This is a genomic window from Parabacteroides chinchillae (assembly GCF_900108035.1).
GTDB classification, from domain to species: Bacteria; Bacteroidota; Bacteroidia; order Bacteroidales; family Tannerellaceae; genus Parabacteroides; species Parabacteroides chinchillae.
The window spans coordinates 1-19,868 of record NZ_FNVS01000011.1 but is presented as its reverse complement, the minus strand read 5'-3'; the positions used below and the strand labels follow the sequence as shown (position 1 = coordinate 19,868).

The 19,868-nt window shown below is 37.8% G+C and carries 15 protein-coding genes and 1 tRNA gene; 13 read left to right on the top strand and 3 right to left on the bottom strand.

The features are described from left to right. Window positions 1-9 precede the first annotated feature (9 nt). Together greA and C4S38_RS09860 are read left to right on the top strand one after the other, a co-directional pair. Complete coding sequence (gene greA / locus C4S38_RS09865; protein WP_099464624.1) at window positions 10-480, top strand: transcription elongation factor GreA; 471 nt, start codon at window positions 10-12, stop codon at window positions 478-480. Between the two features lie 12 nt (window positions 481-492). After that, the gene (locus C4S38_RS09860; protein WP_099464623.1) at window positions 493-888 is read left to right on the top strand and encodes an HIT family protein; all 396 of its coding nucleotides are present in this window, start codon (window positions 493-495) and stop codon (window positions 886-888) included. Window positions 889-1,109: 221 nt separating this feature from the next. Here C4S38_RS09860 and C4S38_RS09855 read toward each other — a convergent pair whose 3' ends face one another. Next, entirely contained in the window at window positions 1,110-2,201 is a 1,092-nt protein-coding gene (locus C4S38_RS09855; RefSeq protein WP_103983606.1) for a PspC domain-containing protein, read from the bottom strand. A gap of 11 nt (window positions 2,202-2,212) precedes the next feature. Then, window positions 2,213-2,539, bottom strand: a complete 327-nt coding sequence (locus C4S38_RS09850) for a PadR family transcriptional regulator (RefSeq protein WP_099464621.1) — start codon at window positions 2,537-2,539, stop codon at window positions 2,213-2,215. A 357-nt stretch (window positions 2,540-2,896) separates the two neighbouring features. Between C4S38_RS09850 and C4S38_RS09845 the strand changes: the two genes are divergently transcribed. From C4S38_RS09845 to C4S38_RS09795, 11 genes are all read left to right on the top strand, one after another. Beyond that, window positions 2,897-4,705, top strand: coding sequence for an AMP-dependent synthetase/ligase (locus tag C4S38_RS09845; protein ID WP_103983605.1), 1,809 nt, complete (start codon window positions 2,897-2,899; stop codon window positions 4,703-4,705). A gap of 59 nt (window positions 4,706-4,764) precedes the next feature. Next, window positions 4,765-5,890, top strand: a protein-coding gene (gene prfB / locus C4S38_RS09840; protein ID WP_146059474.1) for a peptide chain release factor 2 whose coding sequence is annotated in 2 segments (ribosomal slippage) — window positions 4,765-4,827 and window positions 4,829-5,890 — 1,125 coding nt in all. Because the reading frame shifts where the segments join, the coding sequence is not laid out codon by codon here. Window positions 5,891-5,954: 64 nt separating this feature from the next. Beyond that, window positions 5,955-6,545: an RNA polymerase sigma-70 factor gene (locus C4S38_RS09835; RefSeq protein ID WP_103983603.1), complete on the top strand. Its 591-nt coding sequence runs from the start codon at window positions 5,955-5,957 to the stop codon at window positions 6,543-6,545. A 78-nt stretch (window positions 6,546-6,623) separates the two neighbouring features. Further along, the gene (locus C4S38_RS09830; RefSeq protein ID WP_146059473.1) at window positions 6,624-7,514 is read left to right on the top strand and encodes a FecR family protein; all 891 of its coding nucleotides are present in this window, start codon (window positions 6,624-6,626) and stop codon (window positions 7,512-7,514) included. A gap of 216 nt (window positions 7,515-7,730) precedes the next feature. Next, window positions 7,731-11,084, top strand: coding sequence for a TonB-dependent receptor (locus tag C4S38_RS09825; RefSeq protein WP_160034697.1), 3,354 nt, complete (start codon window positions 7,731-7,733; stop codon window positions 11,082-11,084). 11 nt (window positions 11,085-11,095) lie between these two features. Continuing rightward, window positions 11,096-13,060: a RagB/SusD family nutrient uptake outer membrane protein gene (locus tag C4S38_RS09820; RefSeq protein ID WP_103983600.1), complete on the top strand. Its 1,965-nt coding sequence runs from the start codon at window positions 11,096-11,098 to the stop codon at window positions 13,058-13,060. Between the two features lie 20 nt (window positions 13,061-13,080). After that, window positions 13,081-13,965, top strand: coding sequence for a DUF5000 domain-containing lipoprotein (locus C4S38_RS09815; protein WP_103983599.1), 885 nt, complete (start codon window positions 13,081-13,083; stop codon window positions 13,963-13,965). Between the two features lie 100 nt (window positions 13,966-14,065). Then, on the top strand, window positions 14,066-15,136 hold the full coding sequence (locus tag C4S38_RS09810) for a DUF4855 domain-containing protein (protein ID WP_103983598.1): 1,071 nt from the start codon (window positions 14,066-14,068) through the stop codon (window positions 15,134-15,136). Continuing rightward, entirely contained in the window at window positions 15,133-16,242 is a 1,110-nt protein-coding gene (locus C4S38_RS09805; RefSeq protein WP_099464612.1) for a DUF4855 domain-containing protein, read from the top strand. The genes C4S38_RS09810 and C4S38_RS09805 overlap by 4 nt, the downstream gene beginning before the upstream one ends. A gap of 85 nt (window positions 16,243-16,327) precedes the next feature. After that, a tRNA-Ile gene (locus C4S38_RS09800) sits at window positions 16,328-16,401 on the top strand. Window positions 16,402-16,621: 220 nt separating this feature from the next. After that, window positions 16,622-17,185, top strand: coding sequence for an ORF6N domain-containing protein (locus tag C4S38_RS09795; RefSeq protein ID WP_099464876.1), 564 nt, complete (start codon window positions 16,622-16,624; stop codon window positions 17,183-17,185). Between the two features lie 19 nt (window positions 17,186-17,204). Here C4S38_RS09795 and C4S38_RS09790 read toward each other — a convergent pair whose 3' ends face one another. After that, window positions 17,205-19,253 (bottom strand): alpha-L-fucosidase, encoded by a 2,049-nt coding sequence (locus C4S38_RS09790; protein WP_103983597.1) that lies wholly within the window; start codon window positions 19,251-19,253, stop codon window positions 17,205-17,207. Window positions 19,254-19,868: the final 615 nt, after the last annotated feature.

Genomic DNA, 19,868 nt, shown 5'->3' with positions numbered 1-19,868 from the left:
GGATTTAATATGGCTGTTAGTTATATGACAGAGGAAGGTTATAACAAGATTTTGGCAGAGATCAACTATCTTGAAACCGTGAAACGTCCTGAAATCTCTGCACAAATAGCTGAAGCGAGAGACAAAGGCGATTTGTCTGAAAATGCAGAATATGATGCAGCTAAAGAGGCACAGGGAATAATGGAGGCAAAGTTGGCTCAATTAAAATCATTGATTTCTAATGCCCGTTTGATTGATGAGTCTCGTGTGCAGACAGAAGAAATTCAGATTTTGAATAAAGTAAAGATAAAAAATACGAAGAATAATGCGGTAATGACATATATGCTGGTGTCAGATTCGGAGGCTAATCTGAAAGAAGGTAAGATTGCTGTAAGTACTCCTATCGCTCAGGGTTTAATGGGCAAGAGAGTGGGTGATATTGTTGAAATAAAAGTACCGTCTGGTATAATGAGTTTCGAAATTATGGATATATCTATTTAATCATAAAAGGCAATGGCAACGATATTCAGCAGAATAGTAGCAGGAGAGATTCCGTGCCATAAAGTGGCAGAGAATGACGAATTTTTTGCTTTTCTGGATATAAATCCGGTAGCTTTAGGGCATACGTTAGTAATTCCGAAAAAAGAAGTTGATTATATTTTTGATATTGACGATCCCATGCTCGGCCGAATGATGGCATTTGCTAAACGGGTTGCTCATGCGCAAGAATCTGCTATAGCCTGTAAACGAGTAGGGCTGGCTGTTATGGGGTTGGAAGTTCCCCATGCCCATATTCATTTGATTCCTATTACAAAAGAATCGGATATGTATTTTGGTGGAAAGAAGCTGGAAATATCCCAGGAAAAGTTAGCAGAAATTGCGGCTAAAATTCAGAAAGAATATAAATAAGAAATATTTATTTTAATTTCTAAATAAGATTATTATATTTGTAATCTCTATTATGTAAGCTATGTTTATTAGGACTTGCAAATAGGCTAAATTAGATTCATTAGTGGTTTTTACTCATAAATTTGTTAACCTTGGAAGAAGGCCCCTCTGAGACAGAGCGGCCTTCCTTTTTTTAACGCACAATTATAACTATGGAAATTATTTATTTTAACGAAGCTGTATTATATATGAATGGAAAGATTGTCCCAAAGTAACGTGTTCCATCCATTAATATTGGTGTAATATAGATAGATACCGCAAATTAACATTGAAATGATCCATAATACTAATAAAGTCCATTTGGCTTGTGTTGGTAATGGTTTTGCTTTAAATAACTGTCCGCATATAGTGTATACCAAAGAAAATACCGGAATACCAATCAATAAAATCGTTCCCAGGCATCCTAAAATAACTAATGGGATAGGAGCTCCATTGTATAAATCCATTCCGAATGGTGATAAATGATAGATAAAGCCGGCTCCTCCGGCTGCGAGTGCAATTGTTACTATAACCAGAATAAATATAACTAATAAAAGTACCGGTAATAAGATAATACCTATTAGTATAGTGAAAAATTTGAGTATAAAACCGATAATCATAACAAATGCATCAGCTAATTTCTGGAAGAAATTTCTGGGTTGTTCGGAGCTGATGTAGTCATTTACATTATTACTTACTTTTTCAAAACCATCGGTAACAGTTTTTCCTATATTTTCCAATGTAACACTTTCTCCACGCATAATTAATTTATCAGCAGCAGTATGTGCAACAGGCATGACAATCCAAAGAATGATATAAATAATTACTATTGGCGCATAAGGTATGAGAAGAAGAATAATCATAGCTAAACGGACAGCTGTTACGTCCCAACCCATATAAGCAGCAATACCGCCAGCTACTCCTCCTAATACGCGATTGTCCGGATCACGCATGAGTCTTTTCTTTTCAGAGTAAGCCTGATGTTCTTGCATAGGACGGGCTTTGGGCTCTTCTTTGCTTTTTTCTTCCTCTTCTTCAAAGATTTCTTCGGGTTTACCCATGCGCTTTATCACTTCTTCTACATTCTCTATTGTGATAACATTATAGCCCAGCCGGACACGCTCGCTCAGTAACTCTGAAATACGCATTTCAAAGTCTCCCATAATTTCATCGGTTCCTTCTTCTTTATTGAAGTGGACCCGGAGATTAGATAAATATTTGTCTAATAACTGATATGCATCTTCGTCAATGTGGAAAACCGTTCCTCCCAGATTAACAGTAAGCGTCTTCTTCATTGTCTTTATTTTTAATTGTTTCTAATGTGGTTTATTGTATCATTTAATTCCTGCCAGGAAGTTTCCAGTTCTCCAAGGAAGACAATGCCTTTTTCTGTTAACTGGTAATACTTGCGAGGAGGCCCCTGAGTTGATTCTATCCATTGATAACTTAAAAGTTCGCTGTTTTTTAAGCGAGTTAAAAGAGGATATAATGTACCTTCTACAACAATCAGTTTTGCTTCTTGTAACTTCTGAATTATGTCAGAGGTGTAAGCCGGCTCTTTTTTGAGGAGTAGTAGAATGCAATATTCCAATGTTCCCTTCCTCATTTGTGATTTTACGTTCTCTGCATTCATTGTTTATTGTTTTATGTTACAAAAATATGTAATGCCTGTGTACTATGCAATACATACTACTATGGTTTATGTTCTTTTAACAATATGAGAAGTGTTATTGTTTATTATCTACTATTATTAGGTGGTGCTGTCGGTGTTTATTTCTCTAGCATAAAGCATTTGTTTTATCTGCATAAAACTTTTGTTTCATTAGGATGAAACTTTTGTTTTTCCGGTATAAAACAATTTGGAACCGGTTATCATTATAGACTCTAATTATTGCACAAAATAGATTGATCTGTGTAAAAATAGAAGTAAACCTATGTCTTTTAGAATATAAAAGCTTATTTTTGCGTCAACAATACAAAATAAAGGGTTATGATTTATTATCATTATGCCGAGTTGATACAGCGGCAAGCTGAAAAATATGGTTCGCGTACAGCTCTTAAATACAGAGATAATGTAAGCGGGAAATGGTTGAAAATCTCATGGAGAGAATTTGCCGATAAAGTTATGCTGACTGCTGAAGCTATGGCTGAGTTTGGAATAGAAGTACAGGAAAATATTGGTGTCTATTCCCAGAATATGCCTCAATGTTTATATACTGATTTTGGAGCTTATACAAATCGGATTGTATCTGTGCCGATGTATGCAACCAATTCTCCTGCACAGATTGAATATATTATTAATGATGCTAATATCCGTACTCTTTTTGTCGGTGAGCAATTACAATACAATAATGCATTTAAAGTTCAAAAAGAATCTGCCATATTAAAGCGTATAATTATTTTTGATTCTTCCGTAAAGTTGAACCCGGAGGATAAAACATCTGTTTATTTTGATGACTTTTTGCGTTTTGGGGATAATACTCATGCTGCATCTGCTGTGAAAATCCGTATGAACGGAGCTACTCCGGAAGATTTGGCTACGATAATATATACGTCAGGTACAACAGGGGAATCCAAGGGAGTGATGCTTCATCATTCTAATTATTTGGAAGCAATGCGTATCCATGATATCCGTTTGCCAATGGTTACAGATAAAGATACTTCAATGTGCTTTCTCCCATTGACCCATATTTTTGAAAAAGCGTGGGTATATTATTGTTTGCATAAAGGTGTGAAAGTTGCAATTAATTTGGATCCAAAAATGATTCAAAAGACTTTGGTGGAGGTACGTCCTACTTTAATGTGCAATGTTCCTCGTTTTTGGGAAAAAGTTTATGTAGGAGTTCATGAGAAAATTAATTCGTCATCTCCGTTCATGAAAAAAATCTTTTTGGATGCGATAGAAACCGGACGTTTGTATAATTTGGAATATAAAAATAAAGGATTGAAAGCACCATGCGGACTTAGTACGAAGTTTGCTTTTTATGATAAAACTGTTTTCACGCTCTTAAAAAAGGTTTTAGGTATAGATCGCGGGCGCTTTTTCCCTGTCGCTGGAGCTCCTTTATCCGATGAGGTTAATGAATTTTTGCAATCTGTTAATATTCCGATCCGTTATGGATACGGGCTAAGTGAAACGACTGCAACCGTTTGTTTTTATCCCGAAGAAGGATTCATATTTGGTTCTATAGGAACTATTATGCCGGATATACAGGTTAAAATAGACGAAGCTAATAATGAGATACTGGTAAAAGGAAAAACAGTAACTTCCGGTTATTATAATAAACCTGAAGAGAATGCGAAATCTTTTACTGAAGATGGTTTTTTCCGGACAGGAGATGCTGGCCGGTTGGAAGGCAATGTGCTGTTCTTTACAGAACGAATTAAAGATTTATATAAAACTTCCAATGGTAAATATGTCGCCCCGCAGGCTATTGAAATGTTGATGAGCAGCGATAAATATATAGAACAGATTGCTGTTATAGGCGACCAGAGAAAGTTTGTTAGTGCTTTGATTGTACCGGTTTACTCTTTATTGGAGCAGTATGCAGAACAAAAAGGTATTCGATATGAAAACCGTGAAGATTTGATGAGCAATAAAGATATAATTCGATTAATAGAGTCTCGGATTGAAGAACACCAGAAGAATCTGGCTTCTTATGAACGAATTAAACGTTTTACTTTATTATCACAACCGTTTACAATGGAAGGCCGTGAGCTTACCGATACTCTTAAATTACGTCGTCCGGTCGTAGCAAAGAAATATGCGGAACAGATTGAGGCCATGTATCAGGAATAATAGGGTTGCCGGGTGTTGACTTAATACTTATCTTTGTAGAAAATAATAATAACATAAATATGATAACATCAGACCAACTAAATAATGTGTTGGAGCGTCAGCGGGCGCTGAGGGGGTATCTTTGACATAGATGGCAAGACCATCCAGTTAGAGGAAGAAGAACTTCGTACCCATGATCCTGAATTTTGGGAAGATGCCAAACGTGCTGAAGCCCAGATGAAAAAGGTAAAAGAACTGAAAAAGTGGATTGAGTTATATAATGAAGTTCAAAATGCTGCGGAAGAGTTACAACTGTCGTATGACTACGTAAAGGAAGAAATTATTACGGAAGAGGAAGTAGACCAGGCATATAGTAAAGCCATTCGGTTAATAGAAGATTTGGAATTCCGTAATATGCTTCGTGACGAAGCAGACCAAATGAGTTGTGTACTCAAGATTAACTCGGGAGCCGGAGGAACCGAAAGTCAAGATTGGGCTTCTATGTTAATGCGTATGTATATGCGTTGGGCAGAAAACAATAACTATAAGATTTCTATTGCCAATTATCAGGAAGGCGATGAAGCGGGTATAAAAACGACAACCATTAATATTGAAGGCGATTATGCTTATGGTTATCTGAAAAGTGAAAATGGTGTCCATCGTCTGGTACGTGTATCTCCTTATAATGCACAAGGGAAGCGGATGACTTCTTTTGCTTCTGTATTTGTAACTCCTTTGGTGGATGATACAATAGAGGTGAAGATTGATCAAGCTGCTATTTCCTGGGATACATTCCGTTCAGGAGGAGCAGGTGGGCAGAATGTTAATAAGGTTGAATCCGGAGTACGTTTGCGTTATCAGTTCAAGGACCCGTATACAGGAGAGGAAGAAGAAATTTTAATTGAAAATACGGAAACGCGTGATCAACCTAAAAACCGTGAAAATGCAATGCGTCAATTGCGCTCAATTCTTTATGATAAAGAATTGCAACATCGTATGGCTGAGCGGGCAAAGATTGAAGCCGGAAAGAAAAAAATAGAATGGGGATCACAGATTCGTAGTTATGTTTTTGATGATCGCCGGGTAAAAGATCATCGTACCAATTATCAAACTTCTGATGTTAATGCTGTAATGGATGGTAAAATAGATGGTTTTATTAAATCATACTTAATGGAGTTCTCCGCAAAAGAAGTTGCAGAAAAATAATTTTCCCATTTAAATGGAAAAGGGCAGAATATTGATATATTCTGCCCTATGTTAATCTTATTTCATGAAAGATACAGATAAAATAAGAAACCTTTTGCAAAAAGTGTCGGAAGACAACATGATTGCATTTAACCAATTCTATGATTGCTATTATACAAAGACTTTTCGTTTCTGTTATTGTTTTCTTCGTAATAAGGAAGCTTGTCGTGAAGTAGTTTCTGATGTCTTTCTTTCTGTTTGGAAATCGAAGAAAAGATTGCCCGAGATTACAAATATTGAATTGTACCTTTATATTATTGCCAAAAATGCATGTTACCGTTATTTGAATAATAACTCTTCGTCTAAGTATGTAATGCTGGATCAGATCCCCATGTCTGTGGAACAATTGGACGATAATCCCGAAAGTGACCTTTTGACAAGTGAAATAGAGCAAATGTTAACCGGAGTAATCAATGACCTTCCGGAAAAAAGCCGTATTATTTTTATGATGTCCCGTAGGGATGGACTTAAGTATCGGGAAATAGCTGAGATACTTGGTCTGGCAGAAAGCACTGTCCATGTACAAGCTCGAATTGCAGTAAAAAAGATTGTAGAACAAATGCGCAAATACTATCCGGATATTGATCTGGCGATACTATTTTTTATCGTTTTGTAAAATAATTGATAAAAATATCGATTTCTTTTAAACCTTTTTTTTAAAGCATGACTCCTCTATATAAAAAGGAGGTGTTTTGTGAAAGAAATAATGAAAAATACAGAAGAGGAAAGTCGTTTTACTAAACGGATTCAAATTTCTTCGTCTGTTGAATCGGTAGCAGAGGAATTGAAAGAAGATATTAGAAGTCGCGTTATTCATAAAATCAAAGGAGCCCGACGCCATTCAATATTTGTGAAACTGATATCTGTGGCTGCTGTAGTTGCTGTTCTAGTGTCTGTGGGAGCATTTTTTTATTTGCATGACATAAATTCGTCAGGAGACTTAGTCCGGGTTGAGGTTATGAATGGCGAAACGAAAGAATTGATTTTACCAGATAAATCTAAAGTGATATTAAATGCAGGTTCTGCAATTGAATATAATTCAGCTTTTTGTAAAAATCGAAATATAAACTTATCAGGTGAAGCTTATTTTGAAGTAACGCATGATTCGGATCATCCGTTTATTGTTACCTGTGAAGCATTGAAAGTTTGTGTTTATGGAACAAAGTTTAATGTTCAGTCGTATAATGAATCGTTAAATACTGCAGTAACTTTGCTTGAAGGACAGGTTGGTGTGCGGGATTTGGCAAATAAAATGGAAGAAACTGTCTTGGTACCGGGCGAACAGCTTTTATTTAATAAGGAAAACAATAAGTTTTTAAAACGTCAAATAGAGACTGATCCGTATACTTCCTGGTTAAAAGGAGAAATTTATTTTGAGAAAAATAACTTCAATGAAATTGCTGCTATTCTCGGACGTCATTTTAAAAAAGAATTTGTTATAGCTTCCAACAATTTAAAGAAGATAACTTTTACCGGACAGTTTAAGTCTACGGATAGTTTGGAAGAGATACTTCATATCATATCCTGGGACAACCGGATAAGATATAATATCAAAAATGACTCGGTTTTTGTATACGAGAAATAAGATGCTAAAGTTGTTAACCTGTTTAAAAGTATAATTATGAAAGATTCAACCTAGTTCGTGAAGTCTATAAAAAAGGCCAGAAAACCCGCCAGTCTTCTGACCTTTAAGATTTAAATCACAAAAAGTTTAATTTAAAATCAGTACAAAGTTATGAAAAAAAAGCACATCCTGTATCTACCTGTGTATCCAGGTGGGTGTGGTAAGTTATTTAGTGTTATGAGATTGACATTTATATTCTGTTTGCTTTCCTTGTTTACTGTATCTGCAGCTGATGTTCATTCCCAAAATGTCAGAATTTCTCTGGCGCTGAATAATGTCACATTGGAAAAGGCTTTGGATGCAGTGAAAAAACAGAGTAATTATTCATTCTGGTTCAGGGATGATGAAATAAATCTGCAAGAAAGTGTTTCTGTTCATGCTCAAAAAGAAAGTTTAGATAATGTATTGGGCATTTTGCTGTCTAATTCAGAATTGAATTATCGTATAGAAGGCTCGCATATTATTCTTTATAAGAAAACGGATGTTCCCGAAAAATCGGTGACGCATCAGGATGATAATACTGTGCGAGGTAAAATTTCTGATATTACAGGGCAGGGGCTTCCCGGTGTTAATATTGTAATTAAAGGGTCTACAAGTGGAGTTGTATCCGATGTGAATGGTTATTATGTAATCAAGGCTCAAAAAGGAGATATTCTTCAGTTTTCTTATATCGGATTTAAATTGCAGGAAGTGCCGGTTGGTAAAAATCCCTCATTGGACATTGTTTTGAAAGAAGATGTACAGGAGCTGGATGAAGCAGTTGTTGTTGGTATGGGTAAACAGCGTAAAGCTAGTGTGATTGGATCTATAGCTGCCGCTCCTATTGAAAATATGAAAATACCCCAACGTTCGTTGACTTCAGCACTTTCGGGACGTATTGCGGGTGCTGTTGTTGTGCAGCGCTCAGGTGAGCCTGGGCAAGATAATGCCGATTTCTGGGTTCGTGGTATTTCTTCGTTTGGGGCTAATCAGAAACCATTGATGCTGGTTGATGGCGTTGAACGTGATATGTCTGATTTGTCCATTGAAGAAGTAGAATCCATTTCTATTTTAAAAGATGCATCTGCAACTGCCGTGTATGGTGTACGTGCAGCAAATGGCGTTGTTTTGGTTACAACCCGTAAAGGTGTTGCACAAGCACCGTCGGTAGAAGCTAAATTTGAATATGGAACTTCCGATCTGCCTAATTTGCCGAAGCTTTTGGGCGGAGCAGATTATGCAATGTTATATAATGAAGCATTCGGGCAGGAAAATTATTCACAAGACTATATTGAAAATTTACGTAACAATGCAAACCGTTTCCTTTATCCGAATGTGAATTGGATAGATGAAGTTTTTAAGAAGTATTCTTCTAATATGAATGCCTCTCTTAATATTCGGGGTGGAGGTGAGAGAGCTCGTTATTATATTAGTGCCAGCTTTTTGGAAGATAATGGTAATTTGAAAAATAGTAAGGAAAATGATTATAAATCTAATGTAACTCTTCGCCGTTATAATTTTCGTTCCAATGTGGATGTTACTTTAACCAAAACAACTAATTTAAACATTGAATTAGGTGCTAATCTGACAGATACACACCAGCCTGGCGTAGGAAACGAATGGTTGTATGGTACTTATTATACACCAGTTGAGATGTTGTATTACTATACATATTTATCTACTCCGCTTTCTTGTCCGGTACGGCTTCCTATCGGTACGAACTCTGACGGTTCTACAAAATGGGGATGGGGAGCTCCCAATCAGGTGGGCGAATTAAATCCGGCTGAACGTCTATATGGATCCGGTTATAATAAACTGTTTCGCACACAGATTATGAGCCAGATTGTATTAACTCAGGATTTGTCTTTCTGGTTGAAAGGATTGGAATTTAGAGGATCATTTTCATTTGACTCCAATAGCCAGTCTATTCAAAATCGCAGGAAAATGTCTACAACGTATGCTGTGACAGGCGTAGACGATGAAACCGGTAATTTATTATTCTCAGAAGTAAATAAAGGTTCGGAATTCTTGGGTTATGATGTCAGTTCTTCTAATAACCGTGCAGAAGAATTGAAATTGCAGCTCAATTATAATCAGTTATTTAAAGAAATGCACCGTGTGAGTGGAATGGTAATGTATTATCAGCGTGACTATGTGGATGGTACGGCGAGTGCTTCTATTAAATCTTTGCCGTATAAGAAACAAGGTCTGGCTTTTAGAGGAACATATGCTTTCAAGGATAAATATTTTGCAGAGTTTAATCTTGGATATAATGGTTCTGAAAACTTTCCCAAGGGACATCGTTTTGGTTTCTTTCCTGCCGGAGCTTTAGGATATTTGCTCTCTAACGAATCGTTTTGGAAAATACCATCTGTCAATGTATTAAAAATAAGGGGTTCTGTTGGTTTGGTTGGTTCGGAATCTTTGCCGGAAAATATGCGTTTCGGTTATTTATCTACTTATGGAAGTGGATTGGGTGGTTGGTCTTTTGGTTTGAATCCTTCATATATAAATGGTGTTGGAGAAGATCAGATTGGTATTCAAAATCTGACATGGGAAAAAGGTTTGAAAAAAGATATAGGTATAGAATTGAAGATGTTTAATAATGCTATATCATTAGATTTCGATTATTTCCACGAAAAGAGAACGGATATTCTTATCCAGCGTGCCTCTTTACCTGCTATTGCGGGTTTAAATCAGCAGCCATTTGCTAATATGGGTGTTATGACTAACCAAGGTGTGGATGGTACGCTTGAATTTAGTCACCATTTGGGTAAAGTGGATTATCGTTTATACGGAAATTTCACATTTACGCGTAATAAAATTCTTGAAATGGATGAGCCGGAAAAGAAATGGGCTTATCGTATGAGAACCGGTAATCGCTATAAACAACAGTTTGGTTTGATAGCTTTAGGGTTATTTAAAGATCAGGCCGAAATTGATGATCCTTCTACACCAGAGCAAAAATTCGGAGTAGTTCGTCCCGGTGATGTGAGATACAAAGATGTAAATGGTGATGGTATTGTCGATATTGAGGATGAGGTACCTATAGGTTATTCTTCTATCCCTGAAATTAATTATGGTTTTGGTACGCAATTAAGCTGGAACGGTTTTGATTTTGGTGTTTTCTTCCGCGGGCAGGCTCATGTCTCTTATGCTTTAGGAGGTTCTACTTTTATTCCGTTTAATGAAGGTGTTGGTAAAGGAAATTTATTTGAAAAGGCTTTAGATCGCTGGACGCCTGAAAATCCCAATCCGAATGCTTTCTATCCTCGTTTGTCAAACGGACGTTCTTCCAATAACTGGCAAGCTTCTACTCGTACTATCTATGATGGTAGTTTGCTACGTCTGGCAGATGTGGAGGTTGGCTATTCTTTTAAGAAAAAATGGATTGCGCCGATAGGCATGAAGTCTTTGCGTATTTATGTGTTGGCAAATAATGTTGCCTTGTTCTCCAAATGGGATATGTGGGATCCGGAGACGGGAACTTCTAATGGTAATAAATATCCGCTTCCGAGAAAGATTAATTTTGGTGTAAGAACTTCATTTTAAATAATACAGATATGAAAAACTATATAATAGGTTTATTTGCAGCTCTCACTATGTTTTCCGGATGTGCAGATTATCTGGATAAACAACCCGATGATATGAAAACAGATAAAATGGTTTGGAGCTCGCGCATAGAGACTGAAGGTTATTTAGCAAACGTATATGCAGGTATTCCAATGCATAATTTGCATCAGGATGATCCATGGTTGGGATGCTCAGATGAGTGTGATTTGTCGTGGGTAGTTTATAATACGTATAATATTAATCTGGGTAACTGGACAACTTCAAGTAACTTCTATAATAAATATGCTCTCTGGTATCGTGCCATTAGAGCTTCTTTTGTCTTCGAAAACAATGTAGATCGCTGTGGAGAATTGAGTGAAGATTTGAAAAAGCAGTATAAAGCAGAAGTCAAGTTCTTGAGAGGATATTATTATTGGTTATTAATCCGTCAATATGGCCCCGTTGTTTTGATTAAAGAAGAACAACCGAATGACGCAGATTTTGCAAATATGGCACGTGCTCCGTTTGATGAATGTGTAGATTATGTTTGCGAGATGATGGATGAAGCGGAGAAAGATCTTCCACTGCATTGGCAGGATAATACCAATTGGATGGGTAAGCCTAACAAAATTGTTTGTAAAGCTGTAAAGTCATTAATTCTGACTTTTGCTGCCAGTCCGCAATGGAATGGTAATAAAGATTATGCCGATTTTGTAAATAAAGATGGGACTTTATTGGTAAATACGACGTATGATGAAAATAAGTGGCGCAGAGCTGCTGCTGCCAGCCGTGAAGTGATTGATATTTCGGAACAACATCCTGAAGCCAATTTGCGTTTGTACAGAAATAACGAAAATGGAGATGCTGAGTTTAATCCTTATAAATCATGTGTGGATGTACATCTGGTCAACTGGAACTGTGAAGTCATTTTTGCCCGTTCGGAAGGTTCAAATACACAGGCCTGGATGATTCATACTTTTCCCGGACCTAAAACATTGGGTGGAGTAGGTGCTACTCAACGCATAGTAGATGCATTTCTGATGGAGAACGGAAAACCGATTGAAGATCCGGCATCTGGTTATGTGGAAGAAGGCTTTTCTACAGCCCCTAACAAGCATTGGAACCCAAATAACCGTGAAGTGAATACGGAAGAAGGCCGCAAACAGATGATATCAGATATCCGTAAGTCTGAAGCCTGGGGGCATTGGGCTGGAGACTGGAATATGTATGCTAACCGCGAACCTCGTTTTTATGCTTCTATTCTGTATAATAAACGTATTATGCCTTCTTTACCGGACGATATAGAAAAGCGTAATTTCTATAATTCACCGGGCCAACAAGATGGTTATGCCCGCGCAGAGCTGTATTACGGAGGTAAATCCCGCCAGTCCGGTTCTTATACATTTTTCTCCCGTACGGGCTATCTGGTATATAAAAACAATGACCCGATGGCAAATATGTACGATCGTGTTTTCCCACAGCAATACGGAAACGTATTTATCCGCTATGCCCAGATTTTGTTGAATTATATTGAAGCATTAAATGAATATGATCCGGGGAATCAGAATATACGCAAATATTGGGATATGATCCGTAGCCGTGCCGGTGTGCCAAGTGCTTTTATTGCCACTCCTCAGATTGCCGGAAACAAAGAAGCGCAGCGTGATTATATAATCCGAGAACGCCAGATTGAACTTTGTTTTGAAGGCGACCGTTACTTTACAACCCGTCGTCGTTGGTTGGCCGATACACCGGACGACGGCGCAGCAAAAGACCGTAAGTTTGGTGATGGCGGACGTATGTTCGGGATGGATATTAATGCCGGAGATGCTAATACAAACAGTTTTGCATTTACAGATTTCTACAAGAGAGTGCCTTTTGAAACCCGCGTATTTAAAAAAGCCTATTATTTGTTCCCTATACCTGAGACAGAAATAGAAAAGAGTAAAGCGTTGGTTCAGAATCCTTGGTGGTAATATTAAATAAGAAACAGATTATGAAAAATATAATTTTATTATCAGGCGTAATACTCTATTCTGTATTTTGTTTTACGTCTTGTGAAGAGGAAGGAATGGATGAATCTATTCCTGTAAATCCGGTAATGACTCCTATCAAGGCCGTTACTGCTGAAGATGGAGCGGAGACTGTTCAGGCTGTAATATCCGATAAAACAAGAACGATTGAATTGAGTTTGAAAAATTTACAGAGCTTATCCAATGTTAATGTGCATTTGAGTATTGCCAAACGGGCTAAATTGATTGCACCTTCCGATACGATTCTGAAATTGGATCTTACGAAACCAAATGAAGTAGTAGTGAACAACTTGCTTAAAGATGTTACCTATACATTGACTGCTACTATTCCGGAATTTACAATGATTGATGTTAGCAAACATAAAGCTCATTTATTATCCAATGATTCTCGTGTGCTTGAAGGAAATATAGATAAGTTGTGGGACGGATTGAGGATGTCTAAACCCGAAGCGTATGACGAAGTTAATTATGGAAATTATCTTTGTGGTGATCCCGAAAATGCACCTTCTTCATTTACTTATGACATTGGAGAAACAATAAATCTGTATCGTTTTCGCGCCAGTTTGTATTGGGCATATACAAATGTATGCCCTAAGCGTTATGAATTATGGGGTTATTTAGGTGATGGTGTCCCTTCTCAGAATGGAGATTGGGATGAATGGACAAAACTGGGTGACATAGATAATTCTAATTCCAGATTGACAGACTTCGGTGAAGGCGATAATCTTTATTTCGAAAAAGATAAAAGTCCAAAAGTCCGTTATCTGAGACTTCGTTGTTTGGAAAATTATAAGGGGACGACCTCATTCTCTCTCTCTGAAGTGAATGTATGGGGTTATAATATGTAATATAGGTTATTTTTAAGAGTGTGATAAAAGGAGAACAATTCTTTTGTTACACTCTTTTTTTATATTTGTAGTGGAGTTTTAATTAAAATATTTAATAATCATGAAGAATGTGAAGTTGTTAAGTGTAATTGCAGGTTTGGTAATGATGTTGTGTGTAATGCCGGAAACAATATTGGCAATAAAACCCTTTGCCCGTGATATGGTGTTGATTTATGCCGGAGGATCACATCGTAAGGCATGGGATAAAAGCCAGTTTGAGCCTTATGTGGCCATGAAAGATGGTAAAGGAAAGAATCAATGGTTGTTTGATGGTTATCTTTTCCTGGAAATTAAAAACGGACAGGGAAGGGGATTTGCTTCATACTATGAAAAAGAAGGAGCTCGCAGACAAGAATGGACAAAATTGCTGGATGATTATTTTACGCCGGGGCAGATGGTGTGTGCTTTGAATGATTGTGTTGGCGAAGTACGTGCAGCCAATCCGAAAAAATTTGAAAAGAAAAAAGTCGTAATTGGCATGCCGGAACCTATTCCAAATCAAAAAGATTGGGGAGAGATAGATGGAAAGGTGATGGACTTTTCGAATGGTGAGGATCGTTTGGCTGCTTGTCAGTGGTTTGTAAATTATGCCATTAAAAAGTTTAATGAAGCTAATTTGGACAACTTGGAGCTTTCCGGTTTCTACTGGATTGCTGAAGAGGCAACTAATAGCCGTTCATTAGCACATAATGTTGGCGACTATGTCCGTTCTAAAGGTTTCAATTTTAATTGGATTCCTTACTTTAAATCCGATGGATTTCAGGAATGGAAAACTTTAGGCTTCGATATAGCTTATTTGCAACCTAATTATTTCTTTGATAAAAAAGTTCCTTTCGAACGCCTTGACCAAGCGTGTAAACTGGCTGCCGAAAATGGTATGTGCCTCGAAATGGAATTTGATGAAAGAGCATTGAAGAGTGGAGGCTTTGGTAGTCGTCTTTCCGACTATATTAATGCTTTTGATGAATGTGGGGCATTTGCTTCGTTCCCGATAGCTTATTACCAGGGCGATAGGGCTTTCTATAATCTGTTTCATTCTAAGGATATTGAAGATAAACAGTTATATATGGAATTGGCAAAACGTATTGCAGAAAGACAAAAGAGTAAAAAACTAAAAGGTTTGACGAAATGAAATTATACTCATTAATTATATGTTTGATATTATTCGTGTCTTCCTGTGGAGATACGAATGATACCGAACCTGTGCCTGCTCCCCCTGTTGATGAATCAGATTATCCTTGGGAAAAGGAACGTACGGCTTTGTTGCCAACCAAAGATATGGTATTAATTTATGGTGGCGGTGCGCATCGGACAACTGTATGGGATAAGGAACATCTTGTTCCTTATGTTTCTTATACGGATGAATCTGGAAAAGAACAGTGGTTGTTTGACAGTTTTTTATTCCTTGAAATTCATAATGGAAAGGGAAAGATGTTTGCGTCCGGATATACAGATGCTCCGGCTACTCAGAAAGACTGGATGGATTTGGCGGACTTTTATTTCCAGTCGAAAATTGCAGTCGGTGCACTTGATAAATGTATTGGCGATGCGATCCCCCGGATTGGAAAACCTGCCAGAAAACACCGTATTGTGATAGGCTTGCCCGAACCTATACAAGGACAAAAGGACTGGGGCTCGCTAAAGGATGGAAAGATGCTCGATTTTTCCTATTCTATAGATCGTATTGCCGCCTGTGAGTGGTATATTGATTATGTTCGGAAAAAATTCAAGGAATTGATGCCGCAAAATGTAGAGTTGGCAGGCTTTTACTGGATTGCAGAGGAAGCAACTAATACACGTGCCATTGTCCGTGATATTTCTGCTTATCTGAATGAACTGAAATATAGCTTTAACTGGATTCCTTATTTCAAGTCGGACGGTTATAATGAGTGGAAAGGTTTGAGTTTTAATTATGCATTTCTCCAACCCAATTATTTCTTTAATGAATCGGTTCCTTATGATCGATTAGATGAAGCTTGTCAAATTGCGGTCAAAAATGAGATGGATATGGAAGTGGAGTTTGATGAAAATGTGTTGGTTGGAATGAATGAATGGGGCAATCGCCTTTATGATTATATGAATGCTTTCCGTGAAAATGGTATATGGGATACCAAACGTTTGGCTTATTATCAGGGTAATAATGCTCTGTATAAGTTGAGTGTATCATCTCATTCTACGGATAAAAAGTTGTATCATGATTTTTGCCGTTTTGTAGTAGATCGGCCGGAAATAAAGTAGTTTGTTTAAAAAATATGCAAATCATTTGCATAAGTCAGGATTGTTTCATAAGTTTGCATCCGATTTCAGAGTTAGTCTTTGAATAGGTCCCATAGCTCAGTTGGTTAGAGCACCTGACTCATAATCAGGGAGTCCTTGGTTCAAGCCCAAGTGGGACCACGGATTGAAGATAAAGCAGTTACAATGAAAGTTGTAGCTGCTTCTCTTTTATATTCTCTCCTTAATATACTTACGCGTCCCGTAGTTTTTGTTTGTTTCAATTCTTGTAAATATTTCTCTTTAATTATAATTATCCATACTTTTGTGTATAATTAAAGTAATTCAGTTGGGATTACTTGCCCTTGTTGTAGCAAAAATATTAACATCAAAATCAGAGACTATGGAACAATTGCAATTGATACAGAGCAAGATATACGAGATACGGGAGCAAAAGGTTATGCTTGACTTTGACTTGGCGGAAATATATCAGGTGGAAACCCGTGTATTAAATCAGGCCGTAAAACGTAATATAGAACGATTTCCTGAAGATTTTATGTTCCAGTTGACTGATGCGGAATGGGGCGCTATGTCGTCACAATTTGTGATGACATCAAGAGCTAAAAGGCCTAAATCTGCTGTTCCTTTGGCGTTTACAGAACATGGGGTAGTAATGCTGGCGAGTGTATTACGTAGCAAAATAGCTGTACAAGTCAGTGTTTTAGTAACACGCGCATTTGTGGCTATCCGTCAGCTGGTTGTTCTACCTCGGGTTGACAGAGTAGACGAACTGGAAAACCAGATAATGGAATTAAAAAAATACATAGACGACGTATTTGCCGACTACAATGACATTAACGATGATACCCGTATGCAGCTAGAGTTGATTAACGAAACATTGGCTGGATTACAAAACCGTAATAACTCCCTGAATAAACCGCGGCCGAAGATTGGCTTTGTTAAATGAATATTCAGGGAGCTATCCATTACTCTGTTATCACCGAAAACTCACCTATACCCGCCTGTTTCAAATCGTCTACAATGCGGGTGGCGACAAGACGTATTTGTTGGCCGTTGGTTGCAGGGAAATGGATTTCCTGTTCGATCGGATTGGCTTTTATATTCGAAAACTCTCCTTCGGCTACCTTCCGGTTGTCGATGTAAAGCTGATAGTTTGCAATATGTCCGCTGGCATCACGTCCTTGGTTGGGGGTATAACGAAAACCTCTTATTTTGTATGCTTTATCAAGTTGTACAGTAAACTCTTGCTTTCCTATTGGCAAGTAGAAGGAGGTGTAGCCGTTTCCGTCAAATATCAGGGATGTATTTTTGTCTTTCGGAGAAAGAACCTTGTAACTGTCGGATGCTATGTCTAGCAATTTGGTAGAAACAGGACTGGTTTTGCCGAATGTAGCGTCATATAAAATAGCCTTAACAGTTCCTTTCTGACGAAAAGTAAATGGTGTTTCATATAAAGGAGAGTCTTTGGTTGGCTCTGAGCCATCTGTTGTATAGTGTATTTCTGCCACTTTGTCACCGGCCAGGATTGTTACATCTCCATGCAGGTTACGGGTAATAACTGGCTCTGTCATTAAGGCTGGTGCCAAAAATGCTTCTACATTATTAATACAGAGTGGACCACGCGAATCTGTAAAGTTGATACGGATTTTTTTCGCTTTTACTGTTGGAAAGCGTACAATACGTTTATAACCTACCGTGGTAGTTGTATCGGCAGACTTTACCGGGTGCCATATTCCTTCCTTCTCATATTCTATATTGAATGATTTTACGCGTTGTCCTAGTGGGATGTATTCCTGTATCATAATACGGTTTACATCTGATGGATGAGCTAGTGTAAATGTTAGAGAGCCGTTGTGTACATTATCTTCTGTAGCCCAATATGTGTCCCATTCTCCGTCTGTTGCATAACTGGCACGGAATTTTTGCCCGCGAGTGTTGCTGGCTTCTATACGGGAATCTTTCAGTATATTTGTTTTCAAGTCGTTTTGGATGGTCTGATACCATTCGATAGCCCGGATAGAGTCCTGTGGACTGATTTTTCCGTTTAATGCAACCGGGAAGTTCAGCAGGAAATTAGTATTATGACCAACACTGCGATAATACAAGTCTACAAGATGAGCGAGCGATTTTACTTGATGATCTTCACGTGCATGATAAAACCAACCCGGACGTATTGATACATCACATTCGCCTCCCAGCCATTGATCGCCATCCTCCATACCCCATTGGCTTTGCTGGTAGTTGGTCTCTTTGTCGTATGAATAAAAACTCCATTGAGTATCACCTGCCCATCCTTCTTCATTGCCGATCCAGCGTATATCTGGGACAGTTCCTCCGAATATCATTACATCAGGATGGTGAGCCTTGATGGTATCACGGGCTTCTTCATATTTGTAATATGTCTTTGGATCGATAGAACGGGTTTCGTCTGCACCGCCATACCACCCGTTTCCTCCATTTGCTCCGTCAAACCAGTATTCGAATAAGGGGCCATAGTTGCTGACGAGTTCATGCATTTGGGCATGAAATTTTTTTACATAGTCCGGGGTGCCGTAGTTTGAGCTGTTTCTATCCCAGGGAGAAAGATATATCCCGAATTTGAGTCCGTGTTTCCGACATGCATCTGATAGTTCCTTTACCATATCTCCTTGTCCGTTTTTCCAGGGAGAGTTTTTTACACTGTAGTCTGTCGTTTTTGTTTGCCATAGGCAGAAGCCGTCGTGATGTTTGGCAGTCAGGATTACACCTTTCAGACCGGCTGCTTTAATAGTGCGTGCCCATTGGTCGCAGTCCAGATCGGTCGGGTTGAACGTTGAGGCTGGCGTATTGCCATATCCCCATTCCAGATCATTAAATGTGTTTAGCCCGAAATGCACAAATGCATACGTTTCCATTTTGTGCCATTCTGTTTGTGCAGGTGTGGGAACCGGCAAAATGGGGGCAGGAGCCGGAACTTCTTTGCAAGAAAGCAACGTACACAATCCAAATCCCAATAATAAAATGCTGTTTCTCATTATTTCGTGTTTTTTATTAAGTATAGATGTACAAAGATAATGACTTAAATTTACATACGTCAAAAAAAATCATCGTAATGATTTACTCAATTCATCGTAATGATTTTGAAAAGTCATAACTATGAATCTGTTTTTACGTAACAGTCGTTTTCTGTGATATAAAAAAGCAGAGATTAAAACATAAAATAACCGAACGAAATAAGATAGGCTGAGATATATTATCGCTACCTGACTCATTTCCAGTATTTGCATGTAATATGTATATAAAAACATTAAAAAAATCCCTTAAAAAGTTTGGATAGTAAAAAAGGTAATACTACTTTTGTCCCCGCATTCAAGCGAGAGTGGTTGATAACAATATAGGTTTAAGGTAATTTAGGAAGGGGATGAGGTTAGCCGGGCTAAGCAAAATGTCCAACCTCCTGAAAAGTTCGGGAAACTTTTTTCAAAAATTTCTTTTGAAATATTTGTTAGTTTCAAAATAGTCCTTACCTTTGCACCCGCAATCGAAAGAAAGCGCACGAGTTCTTTGAAAGATTTACATACAACAAGTAGTACAAGTATTATACAGACATTAGATGTTTGTTTTATAGAATAATAATACCGTCAATTACT